26 protein-coding genes are annotated in these 25871 nt (G+C 63.6%); 7 read left to right on the forward strand and 19 right to left on the reverse strand.

Translation table 11 applies throughout. The features are described 5' to 3' along the window. Positions 1-134 precede the first annotated feature (134 nt). From phnE to phnG, 12 genes are all read right to left on the reverse strand, one after another. On the reverse strand, positions 135-1091 hold the full coding sequence (gene phnE, locus FJ938_RS16550) for a phosphonate ABC transporter, permease protein PhnE (protein ID WP_140609298.1): 957 nt from the start codon (positions 1089-1091) through the stop codon (positions 135-137). Between the two features lie 55 nt (positions 1092-1146). Further along, complete coding sequence (phnD, locus tag FJ938_RS16555; protein ID WP_140609296.1) at positions 1147-2055, reverse strand: phosphonate ABC transporter substrate-binding protein; 909 nt, start codon at positions 2053-2055, stop codon at positions 1147-1149. Positions 2056-2202: 147 nt separating this feature from the next. Then, positions 2203-3060: a phosphonate ABC transporter ATP-binding protein gene (gene phnC, locus FJ938_RS16560; RefSeq protein WP_140695407.1), complete on the reverse strand. Its 858-nt coding sequence runs from the start codon at positions 3058-3060 to the stop codon at positions 2203-2205. Positions 3061-3183: 123 nt separating this feature from the next. Next, entirely contained in the window at positions 3184-3894 is a 711-nt protein-coding gene (locus tag FJ938_RS16565) for a DUF1868 domain-containing protein (RefSeq protein ID WP_140695410.1), read from the reverse strand. Between the two features lie 87 nt (positions 3895-3981). Next, positions 3982-4599 carry a DapH/DapD/GlmU-related protein gene (locus FJ938_RS16570; protein ID WP_140695412.1) on the reverse strand — a complete coding sequence of 206 codons (618 nt, stop codon included), beginning with the start codon at positions 4597-4599 and terminating at the stop codon, positions 3982-3984. Then, positions 4596-5303 carry a phosphonate C-P lyase system protein PhnL gene (phnL, locus tag FJ938_RS16575; protein ID WP_140695414.1) on the reverse strand — a complete coding sequence of 236 codons (708 nt, stop codon included), beginning with the start codon at positions 5301-5303 and terminating at the stop codon, positions 4596-4598. Before phnL ends, FJ938_RS16570 begins: the two co-directional genes overlap by 4 nt. A 223-nt stretch (positions 5304-5526) precedes the next feature. Then, complete coding sequence (gene phnK / locus FJ938_RS16585; protein ID WP_140695416.1) at positions 5527-6303, reverse strand: phosphonate C-P lyase system protein PhnK; 777 nt, start codon at positions 6301-6303, stop codon at positions 5527-5529. Then, positions 6300-7217, reverse strand: coding sequence for an alpha-D-ribose 1-methylphosphonate 5-phosphate C-P-lyase PhnJ (locus FJ938_RS16590; protein WP_140695418.1), 918 nt, complete (start codon positions 7215-7217; stop codon positions 6300-6302). The genes phnK and FJ938_RS16590 overlap by 4 nt, the downstream gene beginning before the upstream one ends. Continuing rightward, the gene (gene fosX / locus FJ938_RS16595; protein ID WP_140695420.1) at positions 7214-7633 is read right to left on the reverse strand and encodes a FosX/FosE/FosI family fosfomycin resistance hydrolase; all 420 of its coding nucleotides are present in this window, start codon (positions 7631-7633) and stop codon (positions 7214-7216) included. The genes FJ938_RS16590 and fosX overlap by 4 nt, the downstream gene beginning before the upstream one ends. After that, positions 7630-8742, reverse strand: a complete 1113-nt coding sequence (locus FJ938_RS16600; RefSeq protein WP_140695422.1) for a carbon-phosphorus lyase complex subunit PhnI — start codon at positions 8740-8742, stop codon at positions 7630-7632. The genes fosX and FJ938_RS16600 overlap by 4 nt, the downstream gene beginning before the upstream one ends. A gap of 1 nt (position 8743) precedes the next feature. Continuing rightward, positions 8744-9355 carry a phosphonate C-P lyase system protein PhnH gene (gene phnH / locus FJ938_RS16605; RefSeq protein ID WP_140695425.1) on the reverse strand — a complete coding sequence of 204 codons (612 nt, stop codon included), beginning with the start codon at positions 9353-9355 and terminating at the stop codon, positions 8744-8746. Then, positions 9355-9816 carry a phosphonate C-P lyase system protein PhnG gene (phnG, locus tag FJ938_RS16610; protein WP_140695427.1) on the reverse strand — a complete coding sequence of 154 codons (462 nt, stop codon included), beginning with the start codon at positions 9814-9816 and terminating at the stop codon, positions 9355-9357. Before phnG ends, phnH begins: the two co-directional genes overlap by 1 nt. Positions 9817-9936: 120 nt before the next feature. Here phnG and phnF point away from each other — a divergent pair, with 120 nt between their 5' ends. After that, positions 9937-10689, forward strand: coding sequence for a phosphonate metabolism transcriptional regulator PhnF (gene phnF, locus FJ938_RS16615; protein WP_140695429.1), 753 nt, complete (start codon positions 9937-9939; stop codon positions 10687-10689). 276 nt (positions 10690-10965) lie between these two features. Here phnF and FJ938_RS16625 read toward each other — a convergent pair whose 3' ends face one another. The 6 genes from FJ938_RS16625 to FJ938_RS16650 form a co-directional block, all read right to left on the reverse strand. Further along, complete coding sequence (locus FJ938_RS16625; RefSeq protein ID WP_140695433.1) at positions 10966-11982, reverse strand: zinc-binding alcohol dehydrogenase family protein; 1017 nt, start codon at positions 11980-11982, stop codon at positions 10966-10968. 75 nt (positions 11983-12057) lie between these two features. Then, positions 12058-13026, reverse strand: coding sequence for an ABC transporter permease (locus FJ938_RS16630; protein WP_140695436.1), 969 nt, complete (start codon positions 13024-13026; stop codon positions 12058-12060). Then, a complete protein-coding gene (locus tag FJ938_RS16635; protein WP_140695438.1) occupies positions 13023-14576 on the reverse strand; it encodes a sugar ABC transporter ATP-binding protein in 1554 nt (517 codons plus the stop codon). The genes FJ938_RS16630 and FJ938_RS16635 overlap by 4 nt, the downstream gene beginning before the upstream one ends. 164 nt (positions 14577-14740) lie before the next feature. Continuing rightward, the gene (locus tag FJ938_RS16640) at positions 14741-15736 is read right to left on the reverse strand and encodes an ABC transporter substrate-binding protein (protein WP_140695440.1); all 996 of its coding nucleotides are present in this window, start codon (positions 15734-15736) and stop codon (positions 14741-14743) included. A 330-nt stretch (positions 15737-16066) separates the two neighbouring features. Continuing rightward, the gene (locus FJ938_RS16645; protein WP_140695442.1) at positions 16067-17065 is read right to left on the reverse strand and encodes an aldo/keto reductase; all 999 of its coding nucleotides are present in this window, start codon (positions 17063-17065) and stop codon (positions 16067-16069) included. A 94-nt stretch (positions 17066-17159) separates the two neighbouring features. After that, positions 17160-18665, reverse strand: coding sequence for an altronate dehydratase family protein (locus tag FJ938_RS16650; protein WP_140695444.1), 1506 nt, complete (start codon positions 18663-18665; stop codon positions 17160-17162). A 252-nt stretch (positions 18666-18917) separates the two neighbouring features. On the opposite strand from FJ938_RS16650, the gene FJ938_RS16655 reads away from it, so the two are divergent. The 6 genes from FJ938_RS16655 (at position 18918) to gndA (ending at position 24782) form a co-directional block, all read left to right on the forward strand. Continuing rightward, a complete protein-coding gene (locus tag FJ938_RS16655) occupies positions 18918-19817 on the forward strand; it encodes a GntR family transcriptional regulator (protein WP_140695446.1) in 900 nt (299 codons plus the stop codon). A gap of 119 nt (positions 19818-19936) precedes the next feature. Then, complete coding sequence (locus FJ938_RS16660; RefSeq protein ID WP_140695448.1) at positions 19937-20293, forward strand: DUF2946 family protein; 357 nt, start codon at positions 19937-19939, stop codon at positions 20291-20293. Between the two features lie 94 nt (positions 20294-20387). Continuing rightward, positions 20388-20927 carry a copper chaperone PCu(A)C gene (locus tag FJ938_RS16665; protein WP_140695451.1) on the forward strand — a complete coding sequence of 180 codons (540 nt, stop codon included), beginning with the start codon at positions 20388-20390 and terminating at the stop codon, positions 20925-20927. A gap of 38 nt (positions 20928-20965) precedes the next feature. Then, positions 20966-21484 (forward strand): YcnI family protein, encoded by a 519-nt coding sequence (locus FJ938_RS16670; RefSeq protein ID WP_140695453.1) that lies wholly within the window; start codon positions 20966-20968, stop codon positions 21482-21484. A gap of 55 nt (positions 21485-21539) precedes the next feature. Continuing rightward, a complete protein-coding gene (locus tag FJ938_RS16675) occupies positions 21540-23177 on the forward strand; it encodes a copper resistance CopC/CopD family protein (RefSeq protein ID WP_140695455.1) in 1638 nt (545 codons plus the stop codon). 177 nt (positions 23178-23354) lie between these two features. After that, entirely contained in the window at positions 23355-24782 is a 1428-nt protein-coding gene (gndA, locus tag FJ938_RS16680) for an NADP-dependent phosphogluconate dehydrogenase (protein ID WP_140695457.1), read from the forward strand. A 12-nt stretch (positions 24783-24794) separates the two neighbouring features. Here the strand turns inward: gndA and FJ938_RS16685 are convergent, their stop codons facing one another. Further along, on the reverse strand, positions 24795-25838 hold the full coding sequence (locus FJ938_RS16685) for a LacI family DNA-binding transcriptional regulator (RefSeq protein ID WP_140695459.1): 1044 nt from the start codon (positions 25836-25838) through the stop codon (positions 24795-24797). Positions 25839-25871 lie beyond the last annotated feature (33 nt).

Consider the following 25871-nt stretch of genomic DNA (forward strand, 5'->3'; position numbering starts at 1 on the left):
GATCTCTTCCGAAAAACGGTCTAGAGCATGATGCCGAAAAGTGTGAAGCGGTTTTCGGACGACATCATGCTCTAACTTTTTGATTTAGAGACGGATTCAGATTTCAGGTCGACTCGACCTGAAATCATCCGGCTCTAGGCGTTCATCATAAAGGCCTGTTCGCCCACCAGCTTGCGGCGCAGCCAGGCAGAGAACTGGTCGACGAGGAAGATGGTGGTGAACAGGAGCAGGACCAGCGCCAGCGTCTTGGCGCCGAAGCCGCGCGAGATGGAGAGCTTCAGTTCCTCACCGATACCGCCGCCGCCGACCGCGCCGATGATGGTCGAAGCGCGCACGTTGATCTCAATTCTGAGCAGCGTGTAGGACATGAAATTGGGCAGCACTTGCGGCAGGTCGGCGAAGCGCACCCGCTCGAACCAGTTGGCGCCGACGGCGCGCAGGCCCTCCTCGGGACGCATGTCGATGTTCTCGTTGATCTCGTAGAACAGCTTGCCCAATGCGCCGATGGAGTGCAGGCCGATGGCGATGATGGCGGCGATCGGACCGATCGAGACGATGGCCGCGAACAGGCCGGCGATGACGATCTCGGGGAAGGCGCGCAGCAGTTCCATGAACCGCTTGACGATCAGCCGCAGCACCGGATGGGGCGTCAGATTGCGCGCCGCGATGAAGGAGAACGGCACGGCAAAGACGAAGCCGACGAAGGTCGAGACCAGCGCCACATTCACGGTGGTCAGCATCAGCTCGAAATATTCGGGGACGTAGAACCCGCCCCAGATATAGACGCGGCCGAGCGGGAAGTTGAATTCCTGAGTGCCGGTATCATGTGGCGAGGCGATGTCGAACAGGGCCCGCCAGACGTCGTTCCAATCCTTGGGAACAAGCCAGCTCAGGAAATCCAGAAGGTGGGGCAGCCGGTCGAAGAAATGCCCGGCATTGGCTTCGTCGGCGAACCACATGCTGGCGAACATCGCCACGAGCAGCAGGGCGACGCCCAACGCCGTATAGAAGCGGCGAAGCGACGTCTGGCGTCGCCAGGCATCAGCCATCTGGTGGGGGGCGCCGGAAGGGGCGGGAACGGAAAGGGTCATGATCGGGGATGCAAAAAGGGCGGCGCTTTCAGCACCGCCCTTTCCGATTTCATCATCAGCCGCCGATGGCTGCCTTACGGGCTTCGACGATGACGCTGTAGAAGTCCGGCTTCACCGGAACGTAACCGGTGAAATCGCCGCCTTCGACGCCTTCGAAGCAAGCCTTGTCCTTCTTGGGCAGGTCGGTGAAGAAGGCCGTGAGCTTTGCAGTCATCTCGTCGCCGAGCGCGGTGCGCACGACCAGCGGGCCGTTCGGGATCAGGCCCGAGCGCCAGACTTCGACGAAGTCGTTCGGATCGACGGCACCCTTGGCGACTTCCTTGTGGAAGGTGCCGGAGCTGTAGCCGTTCTTGAAGTCGCCGATGCCCGAGGAATCGTCGACAGCGACATCGACCTTGCCGTCGCGCACGGCCAGAACGTTGTTCTCATGGCCGCCGTTGAACTGGGTCGAAGCGAAGAAGCTATCGTTCGGCATGCCGGTGGTCTTCGGAATCTGGGTCAGCGGGATCAGATAGCCCGAGGTCGAATCCGGGTCGGCGTAGCCGAGTTTCTTGCCCTTGGCCGACATGATGTCCTTTATGCCCGAGGACTTCAGCGCCATGCCGATCGAGTAGTAGCCAGTGGAACCGTCGGTCTGTTTGGTGGTGAGGATCGGGGTGACGGCTTTCGGGTCCTTGATGTAGACGCTGGCGTAGCCGGAAGCGCCGAGCTCGGCGAAGTCGAGCGTGCCGCCGAGCAGGCCCTGGATGACGCCGTCATAGTCGGCGGCGGGGAACAGCGAGACCTTCTCGAAGCCGAACTCGGTCTTCAGGTGGTCGGCCAGGCACTGGTAGTTGCGCAGGCGGTCGGTCTCGTTTTCACCGCCGAGAATGCCGACGCGGAATTCTTTCATGTCGGCGGCATGGGCCATGCTGGTGGCCATCGCGAGCACCGAAACGGCGCCAAAAATCATTTTCCTGAACATATGACGTCTCTCCTGTAGGTTCCGGCCCCGCGCCGGCAGCGTTCTTGATTTTGACGGTGCCCTTGACGCGGGCGGACGATCCAGTACGGCTTTTCTTGGCCCATGATCTTTCCCGAAAAACGAATTCCACTTTTCGGGATTATGGGCTCAGTATCCCGGGAAAGCGGGTTCGAGCGGTCCGGCGGATGCGGTAATCTTTTGTTTGTAGGCAACGCTGGTCGAGGTGATGGCCTCCGAGATTTCGCTGCCATTGGCATCGGCGCCGTAAACAAGACGCACGGCGTCGCGGTCGAGTTCTTCGGGCGGACCGTCGAAGACGACCTTGCCGGCGGCCATGCCGATGATGCGGTTGCAATAGGCGCGGGCGGTGTCCAGCGTGTGCAGGTTGGTGACGACGGTGATGCCTTCGCGCAGGTTGATGTCCTGCAGCGAATCCATAACCACCTTGGCATTGAGCGGGTCGAGCGAGGCGATCGGCTCGTCGGCGAGGATCACCTTGGGCTGCTGCATCATGGCGCGGGCTATCGCGACGCGCTGCTGCTGTCCGCCCGACAACGTACCGGCGGGCTGGAGCGCCGTGGGCGCGATGTCGAGCCGTTCCAACGCCGCGACCGCTTCGGCGCATTCGGCGCGCGAGAACATACCCAGAAGATTGGACAGGGTCGAACGATGGTTTAGTTTGCCGAGCAGCACGTTGGTCAGCACGTCGAGGCGCGGCACCAGGTTGAACTGCTGGAAGATCATGGCGCAGTCGCGCTGCCAGCGCCGCAGTGGCGAACCACGCAGCCTGGAGACCTCGGCGCCGTCAAAAAAAATCGACCCTTGGCTGGGATCGACAAGACGATTGATCATGCGAAGAAGGGTCGACTTGCCAGCGCCGGAACGGCCAATGATACCGACCATCTGACCCTGCGGGATCGAAATGTTGACGTCGCTGACGGCGGTGTTCTTGCCAAATCGTCGGCTGACACCGCGGATTTCGAGCGTGGCAGAGGTAGCTGACATGGGGCCGGGCTCCAGTCCAGTCGCGATTGAAGGTCTGTTGGGTCTTCGCTAGCGCAGCGCCATGAACCTGCGGTGTCGGATTGATGTCAGTTTTGTTACTACCCACAGCGTTGGAGGGGAGGATCAGCCGAGCACCAGCAGTTCCTCGAAATGCTTCATGTCATGGAACGCGCAGAATGCGGGATGCTTGATCTCGATCACCGGGGCCTGCCGTACGAAAAGCGCAAGGCAATCGTCGAACAGCGCCTGCCATGCCGACGCCCTGTCATCCGCAAGCCGTTGGATCTGATAAGCGAAGGTGATGTGAAAGACGTAGGTTTCGTGATCAGGGTGCCGGTATCCGAACGGCACCGCGAGTGCGTCGCGCCATTCGCGCATGATGCGCACGTCCTCGTCCGTCGCGCCGGCAACGGTAAGGCCGGTCGGCACGACCTCGATAACCTTGATGTTGAAGGGAGGCAAGCCTTCGAAACCCTTCAGGCGTTCCAGATAGAGGCGGGTCATGGCGTCGATGCTGGTATCGAGCGGCACGTCCTGTGGCCAGTAAGGCAAGCGGCGGCGATATTCGATGATGCCCTGGAACAGCGTCATGTGCAGGCTGGAGACAGGCGTGAAGGCAAGCCTGTCGGCATCGGGCATCGCCAACATCCGCTCGCGCACCGCAAGCACCACGGCTTCCGACGGCGAGCCGCTGACCAGATGGCTGACGACGGTGTTGCCGGGCTCGATCAGGAAATTGCCTGACGCATCGTAGCGGGTGCCGAGATGCGCCGGCGGGGTCGGGTTCGAGCCGGCAAAGTATCCGGCGAGCGACGGTCTGATGGTGTCGGGCATTGCGATCTCCTTGGGCAAGATCGCGTCCTGTCCGAGTCCTGTGTCAAGGGTATGAAACGGACCCCTCCTCAACAACGATGCACTGGGTTATCCGCCGTACTTCTCCAGAAACGCCTCGGCCTCGAGTTCCCGAAAATCGTCGAGCGATGCGCGCAGTCTGGCATGTCCCCAGTCCCACCAGGCAAGTGCCTGGTAGCGTTCTGCGGTGCGGCGGTCGAAGCGCTCCCGGATCGGCTTTGCCGGTACGCCGGCGACGATGGTGTAGGGCGCGACATCCTTCGACACCACCGCGCCGGCGCCGACAGCGGCGCCATCGCCGACGGTGACGCCGGGCAGCACGGTCGAGCCGTGACCGAGCCAGGTGTCGTGGCCGATGGTGACGCGCTTGGCGCGGCGCAGGGCGAAGAATTCGCTCTCGTGCTCGGCGTCGTCCCAATAGTCCGAGGCGCGGTAGGTGAAATGGTGCAGCGTCGGCCGCCATGTCGGGTGGTTGGTGGCGTTGAGGCGCACGCTTGCCGCGATGTTGGCAAACTTGCCGATCGTCGCGCACCAGACGGCGCAGTCCTGCATCATGTAGGAATAGTCGCCGAGCTCGCTTTCTGAAACCCGGCTGCGGTCGGCGATCTCGGTCCAGCGGCCGAGTGTCGAATTGTGTACCTCCGCCGTCGGGTGGACCAACGGTGTCTCGGATAACTTCCTGGTCATGCGGCGAGTTTTCCCGGAGCGAAAGCTGTCACGTCGATGACGCGGTCGGCGACCGCCTCTCGGACATCATGGTCGTGGAAGATGCCGAGCAGCGCGACGCCCGCTGCCTTCTTGGCGGCGATGAGTTCGATCACCACGTCGCGGTTCCTGGCGTCGAGCGAGGCGGTCGGCTCGTCGAGCAGCAGGATCGGATGCTCGGTGATGAAGCCGCGCGCTATGTTGACGCGCTGCTGTTCGCCGCCCGAGAAGGTTGCCGGTGGAAGCGCCCACAGTTTTTCCGGCAAATTGAGCTGCGCCAGCAAGTCGCGTGCCTTGCCACGCGCCTTCTCGCGTTCCTCACCGCGCTCGACCAGCGGTTCGGCGACGACATCGAGCGCCGAGACGCGCGGCACGGTGCGCAGGAACTGGCTGACATAGCCGATGGTTTGCCGGCGCACGGCCAGCACGGTGCGCGGGCTGGCATTGGCGAGATCGATCAGGCCGCCTTCATGGCTGACGATGATCTGGCCTTCGTCGACGGCATAGTTGCCGTAAAGCATTTTCAGGATCGAGCTCTTACCGGCGCCGGAGGAACCGCCTAGCACCGTGCATTCGCCAGCCTTAATCGAGAACGAAACAGCGGCGACGACGGGCAATTTGATACCGTCGCGCAGATGCATGGTGAAGCTTTTGGCGACATCGGAGACAACGAGCGGGGTTGGCATCAGAAAGTCCTCCGGTCGCTATTCGATGTGCATCTTGCGTGGCGCCAAGCGCCCCCCTCTGGCCTGCCGGCCATCTCCCCCTCAAGGGGGGAGATCGGATATCGCGTCGGCTTTCGCCAATCTTCAACGTTGCAGAATGAGCGAGGCAAAAGAGCCGCTGATCTCCCCCCTTGAGGGGGAGATGGCCGGCAGGCCAGAGGGGGGTAAGCCGGAGCGAGCATGATCAAACCTGCAGAATCGAGGAGACGAGAAGCTGGGTGTAGGGCGCGCGCGGGTCGTCGAGCACGCGGTCGGTGAGGCCGCTTTCGACGACGCGGCCGTCCTTCATCACCATCATGCGCTGCGACAGCAGACGAGCCACCGCGAGGTCGTGAGTGACGACGATGGCTGCCAGGCCAAGATCGGTGACAAGGCCACGCAAGAGGTCGAGCAGGCGCGCCTGCACGGAAACATCGAGGCCGCCGGTCGGCTCATCCATGAACACCAGTCGTGGACCGGTGACGAGGTTGCGGGCGATCTGCAGACGCTGGCGCATGCCGCCGGAAAAGGCGCGCGGTTCGTCGTCGATCCGGTCTTCCTCGATCTCGACGCGCGACAACCAGTCGACGGCCGTGGCGCGGATCCTGCCGTAGTGCCGGTCGCCGACGGCCATCAGCCGTTCGCCGACATTGGCGCCGGCCGACACCGTCATGCGCAGGCCGTCCGCCGGGTTCTGATGGACAAAACCCCAGTCGGTGCGCATCAGGAAGCGGCGCTCGGCCTCGCTCATGCGATAGAGTTCGCGGAACTGGCCGTCGCGCATGCGATAGCTGGCGGTGCCGGAGGAAGGCAAAAGCCGCGTCGACAGGCAGTTGAGCAGCGTCGTCTTGCCGGAACCGGACTCGCCGACGACAGCCAGGACCTCGCCCGGCCTCAGGTCGAAGGAGACGTTGTCGCAGCCGACGCGCGAGCCATAGAATTTGGAAAGCGCCGAGACGCGCAGCAGCGGTTCGTCGGTCATTGTGCCGGCTCCATTGTTTCCGGGGTAGAATGGGTTCCCGAAGCGAGGTGGGTTTCAGGGGCAAGATGGCCGCGATGGCCGTCTTCGCGCCGCTTCTCGCAATGGTCGGTGTCGGAGCAGACGAACATGTGGCCGCCGTGGTCGTCGAGGATGACCTCGTCGAGATAGACATTCTCGGCTCCGCACAGCGCGCAGGGCTGGTCGAAGGTCTGTATCTCGAACGGATGGTCCTCGAAGTCGAGGCTGACGACGTCGGTGAAGGGCGGCACCGCGTAGATGCGCTTTTCGCGGCCGGCGCCGAACAGCTGCAGGGCCGGCGAGCGATGCATTTTCGGGTTGTCGAATTTCGGCGTCGGCGAGGGATCCATCACATAGCGCCCCTCGACCTTGACCGGATAGGCATAGGTGGTGGCGATGCGGCCGTGCTTTGCGATGTCCTCGTAGAGCTTCACATGCATGAGGCCGTATTCCTCCAGCGCATGCATTTTCCGCGTCTCGGTTTCGCGCGGTTCGAGGAACCGCAACGGTTCCGGGATCGGCACCTGATAGACCAGCACCTGGCCCGCGGTCAGCGGATGTTCGGGGATGCGGTGGCGGGTCTGGATGATGGTGGCGCTGGCCGTATCGGTGGTCACCGCGACATTGGCGACCTTCTTGAAGAAGGCGCGGATCGAGACGGCATTGGTGGTGTCGTCGGCGCCCTGGTCAATGACCTTCAGCACATCGTCCGGTCCGATGATCGAAGCGGTGACCTGGACGCCGCCGGTGCCCCAGCCGTAAGGCATCGGCATTTCTCGCGAGGCGAACGGCACCTGGTAGCCGGGGATGGCGATGCCCTTCAGGATCGCGCGGCGGATCATCCGCTTGGTCTGTTCGTCGAGATAGGCGAAGTTGTAGGTGGCGATGTCGGTCATGCTGAGACTTCCAGTCCTTTGGCATAGCGCGCCAGCCGCTGGTTGAGCGTCCCGGTGTGCAGTTCGAACATGTGGTTGTCGTCGTCGTAGAAATAGATCGAGCGGCCCTCACCCTCGACGCGTGGGCGCGGCGGGCGCATCTCAAGCCCGAGCTTGCCGACGCGCTCGGCATAGCGGTCGAAATCGGCGTCATCGATCTTGAAGGCGACGTGATTGTAGCTGCGCTCCGGCAGCGGCTCGCCTTCCATGATGGCGATCCAGATGTCGCCGATCAGGAAGAATTTTTCGCGCGACAGCGAGAACTGTTCGGCATCGCTGGCATAGACCTCGCGCGCATCGAACACGCCCTCGAGAATCCTGGTCATCCGGCCGAGATCGCGCACGATGAAGGTCATGTGTGACAGGCCGTCGATCATTCCGCGGCCTCCCTTTTCTCTTCCGCCTTCGTGGGGGTTTCGCGGGCCTCATACTCGGCGCGCATGCGGCGTACGAGGTCGAGCTCGGCCTGAAAATCGACATAGTGCGGCAGCTTCAGATGCTCGACGAAGCCGGTCGCCTGGACGTTGTCGGAGTGCGAGATGACGAATTCTTCGTCCTGCGCGGCGGCAACGATATCCTCGCCGAGTTCGGAAGCGCGTAGCGCCCGGTCGCATAGCGCCATGGCCATCGCCTTGCGCTCGCTCTGGCCGAAGACGAGGCCGTAGCCGCGGGTGAATTGCGGCGGCGCCTTGGCCGATCCCTTGAACTGGTTGACCATCTGGCATTCCGTGACCCGCACCGTGCCGAGCGGCACGGCAAAGGGCAGTTCGGGAACGTCGAGCTCCAACTCGACCTCGCCGATGCGGATCTCGCCGACGAAGGGATGGTTGCGGGCATAGCCGCGCTGGGTGGAATAGCCGAGTGCCAGGAGAAAACCCTCGTCGCCGCGCGACAGCGCCTGCAGGCGGATATCGCGTGCCATCGGAAATTCCAGCGGCTCGCGGGTGATATCGCCGGGGACATGGTCCTGCGGCATGTCGCCATCCGGTTCGATCAGCCCTTCCCGGGCGAGGATGGCGGAGACGCGTGGCATGGCCTGCGCTTCCGTCTCGCGCCGCAAGGGTTCGGCGACATCGGCGCCTGCGGCCAATTCGGGATCGAGCAGGCGGTGCGTGTAGTCGAAAGTCGGGCCGAGCAACTGTCCGCCGGGAAGGTCCTTGTAGGTCGCCGAGACGCGCCGCTCGACCAGCATTGTGCCGGTGTCGATCGGGTTGCTGTAGCCGAAGCGGGGCAGCGTGGTGCGATAGGCACGCACCAGGAAGATCGCCTCGATCATGTCGCCGCGCGCCTGGACTATGGCGAGCGCGGCGAGTTCACGGTCATAGAGAGAGCCTTCGCTCATCACCCGGTCGACGCCGAGCGCCAGCTGCTCGACGATCTGGTCGAGGCGCAGCGTCGGCACCGAACGGTCGCCGCGCCGGCGATCGGCAAGCAGGCTGTGGGCATTGGCGATTGCGGCTTCGCCGCCCTTTACCGCGACATACATCTTATGCCTCCATCGTCTTGATGCGCGTCGTGCGCGGCAGGCAAGCTATGCCGTCGGCGGCGGCGAGGATGATGTCGACGCCACGTGGAAAGCGCTTGGTATTCTGCTTCCACTGCTCGATGAAATGACGCGGCATCTGTGCCGGCGCGATCGTGGCGCTGGTCTCGATACCGGGGCCTTCGAGCCGCAACGGGACGCCCGAACCGAGGTCGCTGACCTGCAGGATCAGGGTCGTCGAGCGGTCGGGATAATCCTGTGTGCCCTGCGAAAAACCGTCGAGCGCCATCATCTCGGCGGGCGTTGCGACAAAGGCGAAATGCGCGTCGGCGGGCGTGTTGGCCAGCGGCGCGCCAGTGTGGAAGCCAAGCCAGGAGATGACCGCCGCGGAGGCGTGCAGGGCAGGGTCGAGCCAGAGCGGCGTATCGCTGTCGCAGAGCGCCAGCGCGATGGCACCGCCGGTTGCCGAAAGCGGCGCCGGCGGCCGGGCCAGGACCGGCAGGGGTTGCACGCTGCCCGGCCGCGCCATCGCGTCCATGATCGCTCGGAAAACGGTCTGGGCGTTGAAGACCGGATCGGCGAATCCGCCCTCGATCGATTGGGCTGCGATGTCCATCAGTCTTCTCCGCGAACCATGGTGAAGAAATCCACCTTCGTTGCCGCCGTCTCGGCGCGGCGCTTTTCATGGGCAGTGGCGAGCGCAGTCCGCAAAGGCGCGATCAGCCTGGTCTCGACCACGGTGCGGTGGGCGGGGTCCTGCCACAGCGCATCGGCGATGGCCGCCAGCTTCGCTTTCTGCTTGTCGCGGCCAAGCGCGTAGCAATGGCCGACCTGTCCGGACGGCAGCCGGACAGTGGCTCGGGTGACGGTCGCCTCACCGACATTGAAAGCCGCGCCGCCGCCGCCGATGCGGCCGCGCAGCGTCACCAGGCCAGTCTCGGGACCGCGCAGCAGCTCGGCTTGCGAAGGCAGGCCGGCCTCGTTCCAGAGCCGGACGATGTCGTCGCCGCTCGATTGCGCCAGCGTCGCCATGGCGGCCTTCCGCTCGGCCTGGTCGCGGGCTTCCTGTCCTCGCATCGCCTGTCTTCCTTGCTGTTAAATTTGTCTATTGATATAGATGACTATACAAATTATACTCTTTATCTAGCGTGAGTCCATGACGGGTGGATGACAAGATTGAGAGGGTGGGGCCAGGGGATGATCGGGCAGCAAATGGCCGACAGCATAGAGCGACGCAGCGGCGTTTCGTTATGGCGCCAGATCGCCGACAAGATTCTGCAATCGATCGCCATCGGCGATTTCGCCGAGAATGCCGCGCTGCCGCCCGAGGTGGCGCTGGCCGAACGCTACGGTGTCAACCGCCATACGGTTCGCAGCGCCATATCGGCCCTTGTCCAGGAAGGGGTTTTGCGGGCCGAGCAGGGACGCGGCACTTTCGTGCTGTCGCGCAAGCGGCTCTCCTATCCGATCGGCGCGCGCACGCGCTTTTCCACCGGCCTGCAAGGGCAGACGTCTGAACGGCACATCGTGTTGCTCTCCTCATCGGTCGAGTCCGCCAGCCAGCGTGTCGCCGAGGGTCTTGGGTTGGCCAAAGGGGCGGAGGTGGTAAGGCTGGAGACGCGCGGTGAAGCCGACGGCCGGCCGGTGTCACGCGCCGCCGGCTGGTTCGATGCCAGGCGCTTTGCCGGTATCGACAAGGCCATGGCTGAGACAGGATCGGTCACGGCGTCGCTGGCGCGTTTCGGAATAGATGATTATCTCCGGCAATCGACCGTGCTGTCGGCGCGCCATGCCGATGCGGCCGACCTTGCCGACCTCGACCTGCAGCCCGGCGCCATCGTGCTGGTCACGGTCGCCGTCAACGTCACGCCCGACGGCCAACCGATCCAGTTTTCGGAGTCGCGCTTTCCGGCAGAGCGGGTCGAGTTGAAGTTGTCGGTGATCAATTAGCGCCCAACGTTGTCATCCTTGGGCGAAGCAGTCGCGAAGCGACGTCGCGGAGACCCAAGGATCCATGCCGCGATGTCGGCCGAGGGATGCAGCGTTCTGGACTGAGGCAACGCTTCGAGTTCGCGGCATGGATCCCATGGTCTGCGCCGCGTCGCTTCGCTCCTTGCTCCGCCATAGGATGACGAAGCGATAGGTGTTTCGGCCAGTTGCCAAGGCATGCGATCTGCCAAGGTCCCCACTTAACGGTCCGCCGAATCTCGTGTTGGAACAGATATCTTATCCGACCTCGATCACGGCCTTGATCAGGCCGGATTTCTCGTGCGCCCAGCGGGCGAGATCGGACGGCGTATCGGCCAATGTCGTCCGGTTGGTAACCAGCTTGGCCAACGGCACGGCGGCGCTGCGGATCGAAGCGGCGACATGCTCGAAGTCGGCGCGCAAGGCGTTGCGGCTGCCGATCAGCGTCATCTCCCGTTTGTGGAACTCCGGGTCGGAGAAGGCGATGTCGTCCTTGACGACGCTGACCAGCACCAGCGTCCCACCATGCGCGACATGGGCGAAGGCTGACTGCACCGACTGGGTGTTGCCGGTGGCGTCGAAGACCACGTCGAACCCTTCGCCTGACGTCGCCTCCCTGACCAGATCGGATGCCGGCGCTTGCGAACCGTCAAGGATCGAGAAGCCGAGTTCGTTCGCGGCAAAATTCAATCTTTCGCTGGCCATGTCGAGCAGCGTCACATCGACCCCGGCGATCCGGGCGAAGATGGCGGTGCCAAGCCCGATCGGGCCGGCGCCGATGACCAGCGTGCGGACACCGAGGTCGGCGCGCGAGCGACGCACGGCATGCGCGCCGATGGCCAGGAACTCCACGGCGGCGGCGTCGGCGAGCGACAGGCCGTTGGCCGGGTAGAGGTTTTGCGCCGGCACCAGGATCTGATCGCACATGGCGCCGTCACGATGGACGCCGAGCACTTCGATCCGCACACAGCAGTTCGGCTTGCCATGCCGGCAGGCGATGCACTTGCCGCAGGAAAGATAGGGGTTGATGACCACCGGTTCGCCAATGGCCAGATCGACGCCTTCACCGGTCTCGATGATCGTCCCCGATACCTCGTGGCCCATGATGCGGGGGTAGGTGAGGAACGGGTGCTTGCCTTCGAAGATATGATAGTCGGTGCCGCAGATGCCGACATGGCTGACCGCCACCAGAGCCCAGCCGGGAGGTGGCGAGCCGGGCGCGGGGTGGTTTTCCAGGACAAGGTCGCCGGGTGAGCGGCAGACGACGGCTCTCATATTTAAGTCCAGCCGGTTTACGAAAACGCCGCCCCGTCTCGATACAGGGCCGGCGATCGATTTTCGGTTCGTTGGCTACTTGCCGCCGCGGCGGCGCAGACCGTCGAAATAGACGATGACGATGATCAGCACGCCGGTGATGACACGCTGCCAGAAGGCGTTGACGTTGAGCAGGTTGGCGCCGTTGTTGATGGTGGCCAAGATGAAGGCGCCGAGCAGTGGGCCGTGCACCGAGCCGACGGCGCCGAACAGCGAGGTGCCGCCGATCACCGACGAGGCGATCGCCTGCAGTTCCCAGCCCTCGGCCTGGGTCGGATTGCCGATGCCGATGCGCGACGCGAGCAGCACGCCGACGAACGCCGCGCAGAGACCCGACAGCGTGTAGGCCATGAAGATGGTGCGCTGGACATTGACGCCCGACAGTCGCGAGGCCTCGGCATTCGAGCCGACCGAAAAGAGATAACGGCCCCAGCGGCTGTGATGCAGGAAGACATAGGCGGGAATGCCGACCAGGAGAACCATCCAGAACAGATTGGGGATGCCGAGGAAGGAATTGCGCGAGAATTCCTGGAAGGCATCATTGTTGATCGAGATCGAATTGCCATTGGTCATCAGAAGGCCGATGCCGCGCAGCGACGTCAGCGTCGCCAGCGTGATGATGAAGGGCGGGAGGCCCATCTTGACGATGCCAAAGCCATGGAAGAGGCCGATGGCGACGCCGACCAGCAGGGTGAGCAGGATGGCGAGAAAAACCGGGACGCCGGCATTGATCAGCATTGCTGCAATGACGGTGGCGAAGCCGACCACGGCGCCGACGGACAGATCGATGCCGCCGGTGATGATGACGAAGGTCTGGCCGACAGCCAGGATGGCGATCATCGAGCCCTGACGCAAAAGGTTCGAGATGTTGTTGGCCGAGGCGAAGCTCGATGTCGCCAGCGACAGGATGACCCAGAGTAGCACCAGCAGCGCCAGCAGCGTCAACCCGAACAGGGCGTTATAGTTGCGCTTCGGTTTTTCGGCAGGAATCGCCTCGGTGCTCATATCTTTCCTCCCAGCTTTTCTTGTTTCTCGGCGAGCGCCTGTGTGAGAATGTCCTCGTGATCGGCGGTTCGAAACCCATGCGTCGCCACCAGCTTGCCGCGGCGGAACACGTGCAGTGTGTCGGCCAGTTCATAGACCTCCGGCAAATAGGACGAGATCAGGATGATGCCGGCGCCTTTCGACAGGAGCGCGCTGAACAGGCGGTAGATCTCGGCCTTGGTGCCGACGTCGACGCCGACCGTCGGCTCGTCGAAGATGAACAACTTGGCGCCATGGGCCAGCCACTTGCCGATGACGATCTTCTGCTGGTTACCGCCCGACAGGCTGGAGGCCAATGCATTGCGTGTCGGCGTCTTGATCCTGAGATCGGCGATCTGGCGGTCGGCCTGGGTCTTTTCCTGGGCGCCGGAGATCAAGAGATTGTTGGAGATGCGCTTGTAGATCGGCAGGTTGAGGTTGAGGCCGACCGGCAGGTTGAGGCAGAGGCCCTGGTCGCGGCGGCTTTCCGGCGCCAGCGCCATGCCGAGCTTGATGGCATCATGCTCGGAATTGATCTGGACGTCCTTGCCCCCCCACAGGATCTGGCCGGCCGATTTGCGGTGGCGGCCGTAGAGCGTGGTGACGAATTCACTGCGTCCGGCGCCGATTAGGCCGTAGAGCCCGACGATCTCGCCGGCGCGGACTGTCATCGAGACGTTCTCGAAGCCCTTGCCCGAGAGGTTCCTGGCCTCGATGATCGCGGCGCCCGGCGTGAAATGCTCCTTGTGGTAGATCTGTTCGATCGAGCGGTTGATCATCAGCTTGACCAGTTCGGCGTCGTTGGTCTCACTAATGTTCCTGGTGCCGACCAGCGTGCCGTCGCGCAGCACGGAGACGCGATCGGCCAGTTCGAAGACTTCCTCCATGCGGTGGCTGATATAGATGATGGTCACGCCCTCGGACTTCAGCCGGCGGATCAGGGTGAAGAGCTGGTCGGCCTCCTTGCGGGTCAGGTAAGCGGTCGGCTCGTCGAAGATCAGGAATTTGGTGCCGCGCACGGTGGCGCGGGCGGCGGCGATCAGCTGTTGCTGCCCGATAGTGAGGTCGCCAAGAGTGACATGCGCGGGCAGGTCGAAGCCGAGACCGTCGATGATCTTCTGCGCTTCCTTGACCATGGCGCGCTGCTGCAGGATGCCGAAGCGCGAATTCTCCTCGCCGAGGAACATATTGGCGGCGACGGTCAGGTGACGGCAGAGCACGACCTCCTGGTGGACGGCGTTGATGCCCAGCTCCATCGCCTCGTGCGGGGTCGCGAGCGCTGCCGGCTTGCCTTCCCAGATCACCTCGCCGGAGGTGCGCGGCATGACGCCGGTTAGCAGCTTGATCAAGGTGGATTTGCCGGCACCATTCTCGCCGACGATGGCGTGGATCTCGCCCGACTTGAAGGCGAGGTTGACCGGCTTCAGCGCGTGGGTGCCCGGATATTTCTTCTCGAGGCCGCGCAGTTCCAGGATCGGCCTGCCGGGCTCCAGCACGGGGGCAGGGTGCAGGTCTTGCGCGGTCGATGTCATGACAGTCCTCCCAGACTGGCCTCCCAGATTGGCCTCACGATTTGGCGCGCTGCGAGGCTTTGGAACTCTCGCCGGAGCAGCCTAGCTCAAGGCGGCGGATTTCCAAGCGATATACGTTGGTTTCCGGGGCCGGGGCCCCGGAAACCATGTTTCCGTGCTGATGCTCAGTTGAGCTTCGGATTGAGCAGCGCGTCGATCTTGGGTTCCTTCATGTTGGCCTTGGTGACCAGATTGGCGCCGGTGTCGACATTGGCCTCGACCTTCTCGCCCTTGGACGCGGCAAGCGCGGTCTTGATGCCGTCATAGCCCATCCGGTAGGGATCCTGGACGACGAGGCCGGAAATGACGCCGTCATTCAGGAACTTGATCAGCTTCTCGTCGCTGTCGAAACCGATCAGCGCGACCTTGCCGGCAAGCTTGTTCTCGGCGACCGCCTGGCCGACGCCCTGCGCCATGATCAGGTTGGACGCGAAGATGCCCTTCAGGTCCGGATTGGCGGTGATCAGGTCGGTCGCGATGTTGAGGCCGGTGGTGGCTTGGCCGTCGGCATATTTGTCAGCAATGAGTTCAAGGCCGGGGTACTTGGCTTTGAGCTCTTCCTTGAAGCCCTGGGCGCGCTGCTCGAGCGAGCCGGCCCCGGGGAGCGCGGTGATCAGGGCAACCTTGCCCTCGACCTTGCCGCCATTGGCCGCGCCGATGGCCGCTGCAAGACCGTCGGCCGCGACGCGGCCGCCCTGCACGTTGTCAGTGGTGAGGAACGAGGTGAAGGCCTTGGAGTCGGCGCTGGAGTCGATGCCGATGATCTTGACCTTGGCGGCGGCTTCGTCGATCGGCTTGCCGAGCGCCTTGGCTTCCGTCGGCGCGATGACGACGGCGGCCGGGTTGCCGGCGACGGCATTCTCAAGGATGGAGATCTGGCCGTTGACGTCGGTTTCGGCCTGGGCGCCGAGTTCCGGCACGTTGACGCCGAGATCCTTGCCGGCCTTGCGGGCACCGGCCAGAACGATCTGCCAGTAGAAGGACGTGGTGTCCTTGACGATGATCGGAATGGTCACGTCAGCCGCCGAAGCCGGAGCCGAGTGCATCACGCCGGCGAGCATGGAGACGGCTGCGAGCGCCACCACAGCGCGGCGATTGAGAATGCTGGTCACGAAGTTCATAGGTATTCCTCCCTAGTCGCCCGGTGAAACGTCACGGAAGTTCTGTTTGGATAGGCGCGGCCAAACGGAACTTTATCAATAAAAAACAATTGCCCTGTTTTGATAATGCATCGATCCGACCGACGCAAGCGGTGTTTCACGCCTCGTTCTCATGGCAGGCACTGACATATTCACACGCCGCGCTCCTTGGCACTATCAAAACGCTCCCGTTCCGCTCCGTCGATGTATGGAACGTTAATTCCATATCTTAGTCAAATGGAATGTTCATTCTTATTTGTGGCTGACGGATTTGTGCAGTGAAACCTCCCTTCGGTCTGTCGGGGTGGCCGCTCACGCCAGTTTCTGTACCACCGTGTAGGGACGATATTTGGCGTATTCCGTCTCCGGCACGTCGATATCGAGCAGTTCGAGGTTGCGTGTCAGGTTCGCCAGCTTGGCGGTGCCGGTCAGCACGGTTGCGACCGCTGGCTCGTGCAGGGGAAACTGGAACGCGGCAGCGGCCAGCGGATAACCGCCCTCGTCGGCGATTTCCTCCATGGCGTCGACCCGGTCGAGCACGTCCCGGCTGGCGGGCTGGTAGTCGAAATGCGCGCCTTGCACCGGTCCGGTCGCCAATATGCCGGAATTGAAGACACCGCCTATGACCAGCGACGTCTGCTGCGCCCGGCACAGCGGCAGCAGTTCGGCTTCCGCGCTGCGGTCGAGCAAGGAGTAACGGCTGGCGAGCAGGATGCAGTCGAGCGGCGCCCGGCGCATCACGTCGAGGCAGATTTGGACCTCGTTGACGCCGAGCCCATAGGCGGAAATGGTGCCGGCCCCCTTAAGCTCCTCGAGTGCCTTGAGCCCACTATCCATCAACTGGCGAAAGTGCAACTTGGTCTTCTCGACGCCATGCGTGTAGACGCCGATGTCATGCACGTAGAGGATGTCTATTCTGTTCAGGCCGAGCCGTGCGTAGCTGAAGTCGACCGACCGCATGATGCCGTCATAGGAATAGTTATAGTCCAGCGCGAAGGGCAGGGGATCGACATAGGAGTGGTCGGGAACCTGGTCTTCAGGGACCGGGCGGAACAGGCGGCCGACCTTGGTGGACAAGACATAGGAATCGCGCGGCTTGTAGCGCAGGAAATCGCCGAAGCGCCGTTCCGACAGGCCGAAACCGTAGAAGGGCGCGGTGTCGAAATAGCGCAGGCCCGCATCCCAGGCGCCTTGCAGCGTCTCCATAGCCGCCTCGCGCGAACAGGCGCGGTAGAGGCCGCCGATCGCGGCGCCGCCGAAGCTGACCTCGGTGACCTCGAGCGGCGTCCGGCCGATGCGGCGTTTTTCCATGCACAACCTCCTCCATTGCGCGGAACCAAGATATCATCCAGAGCAATTCCGGGAAAAGTTCGTCGCCGTTCCGGAATTGCGCGAATGCAAAGAGCTAGAGCGTCGCGCCGAGGTGCCAGGGCACGAACTCGTTATCGCCGTAGCCAAAATCCTCGCTCTTGGTCTTGCGGCCGGAAGCCGTCTCGACGATCAGTTCGAAGATCTCGCGGCCCATGCCGGCGATGGTCTTTTCGCCCGAGGCGATGACGCCGCAATTGACGTCCATGTCCTCTTCCATTTGGTGATACATGGTCGAGTTGGTGGCGACCTTGATCGACGGTGTCGGCCGGCAGCCGAAGCAGGAACCGCGGCCGGTGGTGAAGACGATGACATTGGCGCCGCCCGCGACCTGGCCGGTGGCCGAGACCGGGTCGTAGCCGGGCGTGTCCATGAACACCAGCCCGCTGCCGGTGACCTTCTCGGCATAGCCGAACACGCCGTTGAGCGGCGTCTGGCCACCCTTGGCGACCGCGCCCAGCGACTTTTCCAGGATGGTGGTGAGGCCACCGCGCTTATTGCCGGGCGAGGGGTTGTTGTCGATCGAGGCGCCATGCTTGGCGACGTGGTCTTCCCACCACTTCACATAGCCATCGAGCTTCCCTGCGATCTCGGGCGTCGCCGCGCGGTAGGCGAGCAGGTGCTCGGCGCCGTAGATTTCCGTCGTCTCGGAGAGGATGCCGATGCCACCGACGCCGGCCAGTATGTCAACGGCCGCACCCAGTGCCGGATTGGCCGTGATGCCCGACATGCCGTCGGAGCCGCCGCACTGCAGGCCGACGACGATCTCGCTGACCGGGATCGGTTCGCGCTTCAACTGGCCGACTTCCTCTGCGATCTCGGCCAGCACGCCCATCGCCTTTTCCACCGATTTGCGCGACCCGCCGGCATCCTGGATGTTGAAGTGGCGCTTGCCGGCGGCGGCGCCCTTCTGGCCGTAGAGGGTCAGCTGGTTGACCTCGCAGCCGAGACCGACCATCAGCACGCCACCGAAATTCGGGTGGCGGGCATAACCCGCAAGCGTGCGGTGCAGCACCATCATGCCGTCGCCCGTGCCGCTCATGCCGCAGCCCTGGCCGTGGACGATGGGCACGAAGCCGTCGATGCCGGGATATTTCGGCAGCAGGGTCCGGTTGGCAGTGTCGGCGATTGAGTGACAGACAGTGGCCGAGCAATTGACGCTGGCGATGATGCCGATGAAGTTGCGTGTGCCGGCGCGGCCGTCGGCGCGGCGGTAACCCATGAAGGTGCGGGCGCGGTCGGCCTCGGTCGCGTGCTCGGCCTCGCTCGGCGGCACCACCGGCAGACGGCCGGCCTCGAAAACCAGATTGTGCGAATGGACATGCTCGCCGGGCGCGATGTCTATCGTGGCGCGGCCGATCGCCTGGGCGTATTTGACCACCGCCGAGCCGGCCGGAATGGCCTTGATCGCCACCTTATGGCCGGGTTCGATGACGGCGGTGGCAAGCGCGCCGCCCGGCAGCGCTGTGCCGATCTCGATGCGGCCATTGGCAACGGCGACATTGTCGGCGGGGGACAGAAGAATGGTGTTCGAGACGTTCACGGGCGGCTTCCTGGGTGATCCTGGGATGCGCGCATTGACACGCGCCTGTTAAGAGTTAATGTCTTTTATCGTGAAAAAACAGTTTTGCGTCAATTGTTTTTTCGCGAGCAGTTCCGCGTGCCCCGCGCAAGTGGTGGCGCTGCAAACAATGAACCGACTCCAGCAAAAGCGATTCCGCTTTTCAGGGTCATGGGAACGTCATATTGCGCTTCAAGCCGGCCGCCGCAAGCGCCGGCATTGATGGGTCAGGGGATGTCGAAGAGCAACAACGTCTACAAGGACGCCTACAACCGCTGCCTCAGGCTACTTGACGAGACACGCAGCCTGCCGTCGGAACCGGAACTCGGCGCGCTGCTCGGCGTCAGCCGCACGACGGTGCGCAGCATCCTTTCACGCATGGAGGAAACCGGGCTGATCGCCTGGAACAAGCGCGCCAAGACGGTGCTGCGCGACCCGCGTCCCGATGATTTCTTCCCGGAGGAAGAGACCGACACGCTGGCCGAGATCATCGAGCGGTCCTTCATGCGGCGGCTGCTCGCCGACGGCGCCGAGGCCGGCATGCAGATCAACGAGCTCGAACTGGCGCGCGAGATCGGCGTCGGCACCACCAGCGTGCGCGAGTTCCTGATCCGCTTCTCCCGCTTCGGCCTGATCGAGAAGCGCCGCAACAGCCATTGGGTGCTGAAGGGTTTTACCCGCGCCTTCGCGCTCGAACTGACCGAAATCCGCGAAATGTTCGAGCTGCGCTCGGCGGCCGCTTTCGCCGCCCTGCCGCAGGATAGCCCTGTCTGGGCCGATCTCGACCGCCTGGAGCACGAACATCGCCAACTGGCAGACGAGATCGCCACGCGCTTCAACGCGTTTTCGGAGCTGGACGAGCGCTTCCACCGGCTCATCCATCGTGCCTCGCACAACCGCTTCATCGTCGATTTCTACGACGTCATCGCCATGATCTTCCATTACCACTATCAGTGGAACAAGGCGCAGGAACGCGAGCGCAACGAAGTCGCGGTCGGCGAGCATCTTGCCTATATCGAGGCGCTCAAGTCGCGCGATCTCGGCAAGGTCGACGCAGCCTGCCGCAAGCACTTGAAGTCGGCACGCCAGACATTGCTCACCTCGATCCCGGAAAGCCGGTCGCAAAAATCCTGATCGCGCCGCGTTGCCGCAGCATCGAATTTTGCGTTTTTCCACTCGGCGGCCCCGTGATAGGTATCGTCCAGTCGCTTGAAGAGGCAAATCTTTTGAACAGCCGGGGGAGACGGTGGAGCATGCCGGTCGCGCTTGTCGCGGCCTATCTGCTGCTGCTCCAGTCGACGCTCGGTGCGTTTGCCTTCGCCGCCGGCCCGAATGCCACGCAGTTCGACGCTTTCGGCAATGTCATCTGCACCCACGATGGCACCACCCAGCTTCCTGATGGTGACGAGCACCCGTCCCATCTGCCGGCCTGCTGTACGCTCGGCTGCAGCATGTTTTCGTCGGCTTTCGCGCCGCCGCCCGATGCCGGGCTGGCGCCGGCCAGCCTTTCCTTTGAAACGGTCGCCTTCGTCTTCCCGGCGAGCATTCATCTCGACTTCGCGCGCGAGCGCTCGCCGTCGAATCCGCGCGCGCCGCCGCTGGCGGCCTGAGCCTGCTTGCCCGGCGAAACCTTTCGCGGGCGCCCATCCAAGATCAAAACGCTCGCGACCGGCAACGGCGCGATCATCACTTCATGGAGCAACCATGTCCCATCATTCCCCTATGGCGCGCCCTATGTTCGGCCGCATATTGTCTTACCTTCAGGAGCGTCTCGGCATTGCCGCGCTGGCTCTTGTCCTGTCGTTCGTCGGCGCCCAGACTGTCCTGGCGCATGAGTTCAAGATCGGCGATCTCGAGATCGAGCATCCCTGGTCGCGCGCAACGCCGGCCGGCGCCAAGGTGGCCGGAGGCTACTTCACCATCACCAACAAAGGCAGCGCGCCGGACCGGCTGCTGTCGATTTCCTCCGATGTCTCGGAAAAGGCCGAGCTGCATGAGATGGGCGTCAAGGACGGCGTCATGACCATGCGGCCGGTTTCCGGTGGCCTGGAGATCCCCGCCGGCGGCAAGGTCGCACTAGCGCCCGGCGGCTATCACCTGATGTTCATCGGTCTGAAGCGGCAACCCAAGCAGGGCGAAAAATTTGCCGCCACGCTGACCTTCGAGAAGGCCGGCACGGTCAATGTCGAGTTCGCTGTCGAAGGCATGGGCGAGATGGGCGGCATGGACGATCACGCCAATTGATCAGCCTATTCCAGAATTTTGAAATCAGAGGGACCATCATGAACAAATATCTTTTGGCGGCCGGCACGCTTCTCGTGCTGGGGACAAATGCCGCTTCCGCGCACATAACGCTCGAAACCCAGGAAGCGGCGGTCGGCTCGACCTACAAAGCCGTGCTGCGGGTGCCGCATGGTTGCGACGGCAAGGCCACGACCGCCGTACGCGTGCAGATCCCGGAAGGGGTGATCGCGGTGAAGCCAATGCCGAAGCCGAGTTGGACGCTGCAGACCAAGAAGGGCAAATATGAAAAATCCTACCAGCTCTATGATCAGGCGGTGACCGACGGGGTCAAGGAAGTCGACTGGAGCGGCGGCAGCCTGCCGGATGAATTCTATGACGAGTTTGTCTTCCGCGCGACGCTGACGGCTGATCTGCCCGTCAACCAGAAACTCTACTTCCCGGTGGTGCAGGAATGCGACGGCGCCTCCGAGCGCTGGATCGAGATTCCGGCGGCAGGGCAGGATGAAGACGCGCTGGAGAATCCGGCGCCCGGCATCAAGCTCACGCCGAAGAAATGATCTCCTGGCGGCGCGCTCGGTCCGCAGGGCGCGCCGCCAGTTCGGTGGCGACGACATGAACGCGATATTCCCACTTCAGAGGGCCGCTGTGATCAGCAAGGGCGCCGGCTGGGCAGCCGGCGGTCTGCTCTGCGTGGTCATGGCGTTTATCGTCATGGTTTCGACGAGCCAGGCCTTTGCCCATGCCGCGTTGATCAAGACTGAACCGGCCGACGGTGCCGTGCTGGCACAGGCTCCGGCGCGGTTCTTACTGACTTTCAGCGAGCCGGTTTCGCCGCTGGTGCTGACGCTGGTGAAACCTGACGGCACGCCGATGCCGCTGACATCCTTCCGCCTCAGCGACCAGACGGTCGAGATCGACAATCCGCGGGCGCTGAAGTCCGGCACACATGTGCTGAGCTGGCGTGTCATATCCGCCGACGGGCATCCGGTCGGCGGCTCGCTCTTGTTTTCCATCGGCGCGCCGAGCGAACCACCCGTCGTGTCCGAGGCGGTCGACTGGCCGCAACGATCGGCGATCTGGATCGGCAAGGTGTTTCTCTATATCGGCCTTTTCCTCGGCGTCGGCGGCGCCTTCGCCCTTGCCTGGCTGGCCGGGGACGGACGCGCCGGCCAGCGCTTCGTGACGGCCGCGATCCTGTGCGGGCTGGTGGCGGCACCCCTCTCGCTTGGTTTCCAAGGGCTCGATGCGCTGGGGGCGCCGCTCACTCAGCTGGCGCAACCGATGATCTGGTGGACCGGGCTCGGCACCAGCTTCGGCTGGACGGTGCTGATCGCCCTGATCGCGCTAGGGCTGGGCCTGCTGTCGCTGGCTGGACCGCGTGTGTTGGCCAAGCCATTTGCCCTTGCCGGTCTGGCTGGCGTTGGTCTCGCGCTCGCGGCCAGCGGCCATGCCAGTGCGGCCGAGCCGCAATGGCTGACACGGCCGTCGGTGTTCGTCCATGGCGCCGGCATTGCTTTCTGGGCCGGCGCACTGGTGCCGCTCGGTCTCGCGCTGAAGCGCCAAACGGTCGACGCTCTTGCGTTCCTGCGCCGCTTCTCATGCACGATCCTGCCTGTCGTGGCCGTGCTTGCCGCGGCCGGCGTCGTCCTCGCCATCATCCAGGTACAGACGCCCCCGGCGCTGATCGGCACCGCCTATGGCCGGCTGCTGCTGGTCAAGCTCGCATTGCTGGTCTTCCTGTTCACGCTTGCCGCCGTCAATCGCTGGAAACTCACCGCCTCGGCCGAGGGGGGCTCAACGGAGGTGCAACGCAGGCTCACCCGCTCGATCGGCGTCGAAATGCTGATCGTGCTGGCGATCTTCGGCGTCGCCGCGGGCTGGCGCTTCACGCCGCCGCCACGGGCCCTGGCGATCGCGGCGGCACAGCCGGTTTCAATCCACATCCATGCGCTGCAGGCAATGGCCGATCTCTCCATCACGCCGGGTCATGCCGGGCCGGTCGCCGCCTCGATGATTATCATGACCGGCGATTTCGGGCCGCTCGATGCCAGGGAAGTGACGCTGGTGCTGTCGAAACCGGATTCCGGAATCGAACCGTTGAAGCGCGCGGCGACCAAATCCGGCAATGGCGGCTGGCGTATCGACAACCTCGTCATCCCGGTACAAGGCCGCTGGACGGTTCGCCTCAACATCCTGGTCTCGGATTTCGAGATGGTGAAGATCGAAGCGCCGGTGGACATCAGGCCGTGATTTTCCATATGGTCGCCTGCAAGGCAGACTCGGCGGCTTACTGGCAACACAAATTGGCGAGGCGGTTGACGGCGGCCTGAAGGCCCGTCAATCATCCCGGGAAGAACGGGCATCCCGGCAAGAATGGGTATCGCCCGCAAATCGCTCAACAGACGATCCGGAAGCAGGGAAGAAACGATGGAAAAAGCCGAAATCGGTCTGATCGGCCTTGGCACGATGGGTTCCAACCTGGCGCTCAACATTGCCGAGCATGGGCATCGCATCGCCGTCTTCAACCGCACCAAGGCACGCACGGATGCCTTCGTCGAGAATGCCGGCGCGCTCAGGGATATGGTCGTTCCCTGCTACAGCCTGGAGGAACTCGCCGCGGCGATCCGGCCGCCGCGCCCGATCATCATCATGGTGCTGGCCGGCAAGCCGGTCGACGAACAAATCGAAGCCCTGCGCGGTGTGCTGTCCAACAACGACATCGTCATCGATGCCGGCAATGCCAATTTCCGCGACACGATGCGGCGCTTTTCCGAGCTGTCCGGCTCTGGCCTCACCTTCATCGGCATGGGCGTGTCCGGCGGTGAGGAGGGTGCGCGCCACGGACCGTCGATCATGGTCGGCGGGACGGAGGACTCCTGGAAGCGTGTCGAGAAAGTGCTGACCGCCATCTCCGCCAAGTTCAAGGACGAGCCTTGCGCCGCCTGGCTCGGCACCGGCGGCGCCGGGCATTTCGTCAAGACCATCCATAACGGCATCGAATATGCCGACATGCAGATGATCGCCGAAATCTATGGCGTCCTGCGAGACGGCCTGGGCATGGGGCCGAAGGAGATCGGCGCGGTTTTTGAGGATTGGAAAAAGGGCCGGCTGAACTCCTACCTGATCGAGATCACCGCCAAAGTGCTGGCCGCCGACGATCCGAAGACCGGCAAGCCGATAGTCGACATCATCCTCGACCGCGCTGGCCAGAAGGGCACCGGCAAATGGTCTGTCATCGAGGCGCAGCAACTTGGTATTCCAGCGACCGCGATCGAGGCGGCGGTGGCGGCGCGCGTTCTGTCATCGCTCAAGGACGAGCGGCTGGCGGCCGAAAAGGCCTATGGCGATGTCGGCGTGACGAAGATTCCCGGCGACAAGGACGCGCTGCTGAAGGACCTCGAACTGGCGCTGTTCGCCGGCAAGATCGCCGCCTATGCGCAAGGTTTCGCGGTGATGAGCGGCGCCTCGAAGGAATTCAACTGGAACCTGCCGATGCCGACCATCGCCAAGATCTGGCGTGCCGGCTGCATCATCCGCTCGCAGATGTTGGACACGATGGCCGAGGCTTTCGGCAGCGGCGGCGCTTCGACCAACCTTTTGATGGCGCCGGCCTTCATCGCCATGATGAAGGAAGCGCATCCGTCGCTGCGCCGCGTGGTGGCGCGGGCCTCGGAGGCCGGTTCGCCAGTGCCGGCGCTGTCTTCCGCACTTACCTATTTCGACAGCTACCGCCAGGGCCGCGGCACTTCCAACCTGATCCAGGCGCAGCGCGACTTCTTCGGCGCGCATGGCTTCGAGCGCATCGGCGAGCAGGGCGCCTTCCATGGACCGTGGGGCAGCGGCGCTGCCGGCTAGACCAGCGCCTGGCTAACCGCCATAGGCCACAACCCCCTTCGGTCCGCTCAGGCTCTGCAGCGAGCCGGGTGCGGCGCCGCCGATCCAGCCGAGCACCGAGCGGGCAAGCTCGGAGCCGGCCAGCCGGAAGTCTTCGTTGACGACCAGCAATTCATGCCGGAACAGGTGCAGCAGCTCCGACGACTGCTTCGATACCACATCGACATCGCGGCCGAGCTTCAGGCCGGCGTCCTCTATGCCGGCCACGATGGCGAGCGTCGCGGCGGCGGCACTGCTGATGATCCCGTCCGGCCTGATATCGCGCCGCATCAACTGCGCGGTCCTGGTCCTGATCTGCTCGATCGAGTGGTCGATGGAAACCGTGTTGAACGGCACCTCCGAGGCGCCGACCTCGCTCAGCGCATCGGCAAAGCCGTTCACCGTGTGGCGGTGATAGGTCAAACCGACCGGCGGTGCCAGCAGAGCAAGCCGATGCCGGCCCATGCCGGCGAGATGGCGCACCGCCTCGGTCGCGAAGGCGTAATTGTCGAAATCATGAAAGGGGTGCACCAGCCCCATGTCGGTGCGGCCGTGCGTTGCGAAGGGGATGCCGTGCTCCAGCAAGTAGCGGGCCCTTGGATCGTTCGGCTGTGTGCGTGAAATGATGACGCCATCGGCGGAGCCCGTCTCCACTAGATAGCGGACCGGATCAAGCGGATCCTGCAAGCGCGAGTAGGGCGTGACGATCAGATGGTAAGGCGTACCGGCGATGACTTCCGTGACGCCATAGATGATGTCAGAGACGAAGCTCATCAGCTCATGCTCGGTGTTGAGCACAAGGCTGATGACGTTGGTCTTGCCGGTGCGCAGGCGCACTCCGGCGCGGTTTGGGCGATAGCCGATCTGCTTGGCCACGAGCTGCACGCGACGCCTCGTCTCGGCGCCAATCTCGGGAGCGTCCTTCAACGCCCGCGAGACGGTGGTGACGCCAAGCCCGGTCATGAAGGCAAGCGTCTTCAGCGTCGGACGCCCCTGCGCCGACGTATCATCGTTCTTGTTCGTGCGCCGTCTGTTCATTCATCCCGCCCGTGAGCCGCATAACAGCCGCAC

This window comes from Mesorhizobium sp. B2-4-14, assembly GCF_006442155.1.
In the GTDB taxonomy this organism is placed as follows: domain Bacteria; phylum Pseudomonadota; class Alphaproteobacteria; order Rhizobiales; family Rhizobiaceae; genus Mesorhizobium.

Coding starts and splice junctions, on each gene's coding strand:
- phnE (WP_140609298.1), bottom strand. CDS start 1,091: ATGACCCTTTCCGTTCCCGCCCCTTCCGGCGCCCCCCACCAGATGGCT.
- phnD (WP_140609296.1), bottom strand. CDS start 2,055: ATGTTCAGGAAAATGATTTTTGGCGCCGTTTCGGTGCTCGCGATGGCC.
- phnC (WP_140695407.1), bottom strand. CDS start 3,060: ATGTCAGCTACCTCTGCCACGCTCGAAATCCGCGGTGTCAGCCGACGA.
- FJ938_RS16565 (WP_140695410.1), bottom strand. CDS start 3,894: ATGCCCGACACCATCAGACCGTCGCTCGCCGGATACTTTGCCGGCTCG.
- FJ938_RS16570 (WP_140695412.1), bottom strand. CDS start 4,599: ATGACCAGGAAGTTATCCGAGACACCGTTGGTCCACCCGACGGCGGAG.
- phnL (WP_140695414.1), bottom strand. CDS start 5,303: ATGCCAACCCCGCTCGTTGTCTCCGATGTCGCCAAAAGCTTCACCATG.
- phnK (WP_140695416.1), bottom strand. CDS start 6,303: ATGACCGACGAACCGCTGCTGCGCGTCTCGGCGCTTTCCAAATTCTAT.
- FJ938_RS16590 (WP_140695418.1), bottom strand. CDS start 7,217: ATGACCGACATCGCCACCTACAACTTCGCCTATCTCGACGAACAGACC.
- fosX (WP_140695420.1), bottom strand. CDS start 7,633: ATGATCGACGGCCTGTCACACATGACCTTCATCGTGCGCGATCTCGGC.
- FJ938_RS16600 (WP_140695422.1), bottom strand. CDS start 8,742: ATGTATGTCGCGGTAAAGGGCGGCGAAGCCGCAATCGCCAATGCCCAC.
- phnH (WP_140695425.1), bottom strand. CDS start 9,355: ATGGACATCGCAGCCCAATCGATCGAGGGCGGATTCGCCGATCCGGTC.
- phnG (WP_140695427.1), bottom strand. CDS start 9,816: ATGCGAGGACAGGAAGCCCGCGACCAGGCCGAGCGGAAGGCCGCCATG.
- phnF (WP_140695429.1), top strand. CDS start 9,937: ATGATCGGGCAGCAAATGGCCGACAGCATAGAGCGACGCAGCGGCGTT.
- FJ938_RS16625 (WP_140695433.1), bottom strand. CDS start 11,982: ATGAGAGCCGTCGTCTGCCGCTCACCCGGCGACCTTGTCCTGGAAAAC.
- FJ938_RS16630 (WP_140695436.1), bottom strand. CDS start 13,026: ATGAGCACCGAGGCGATTCCTGCCGAAAAACCGAAGCGCAACTATAAC.
- FJ938_RS16635 (WP_140695438.1), bottom strand. CDS start 14,576: ATGACATCGACCGCGCAAGACCTGCACCCTGCCCCCGTGCTGGAGCCC.
- FJ938_RS16640 (WP_140695440.1), bottom strand. CDS start 15,736: ATGAACTTCGTGACCAGCATTCTCAATCGCCGCGCTGTGGTGGCGCTC.
- FJ938_RS16645 (WP_140695442.1), bottom strand. CDS start 17,065: ATGGAAAAACGCCGCATCGGCCGGACGCCGCTCGAGGTCACCGAGGTC.
- FJ938_RS16655 (WP_140695446.1), top strand. CDS start 18,918: ATGTCGAAGAGCAACAACGTCTACAAGGACGCCTACAACCGCTGCCTC.
- FJ938_RS16660 (WP_140695448.1), top strand. CDS start 19,937: ATGCCGGTCGCGCTTGTCGCGGCCTATCTGCTGCTGCTCCAGTCGACG.
- FJ938_RS16665 (WP_140695451.1), top strand. CDS start 20,388: ATGTCCCATCATTCCCCTATGGCGCGCCCTATGTTCGGCCGCATATTG.
- FJ938_RS16670 (WP_140695453.1), top strand. CDS start 20,966: ATGAACAAATATCTTTTGGCGGCCGGCACGCTTCTCGTGCTGGGGACA.
- FJ938_RS16675 (WP_140695455.1), top strand. CDS start 21,540: ATGAACGCGATATTCCCACTTCAGAGGGCCGCTGTGATCAGCAAGGGC.
- gndA (WP_140695457.1), top strand. CDS start 23,355: ATGGAAAAAGCCGAAATCGGTCTGATCGGCCTTGGCACGATGGGTTCC.
- FJ938_RS16685 (WP_140695459.1), bottom strand. CDS start 25,838: ATGAACAGACGGCGCACGAACAAGAACGATGATACGTCGGCGCAGGGG.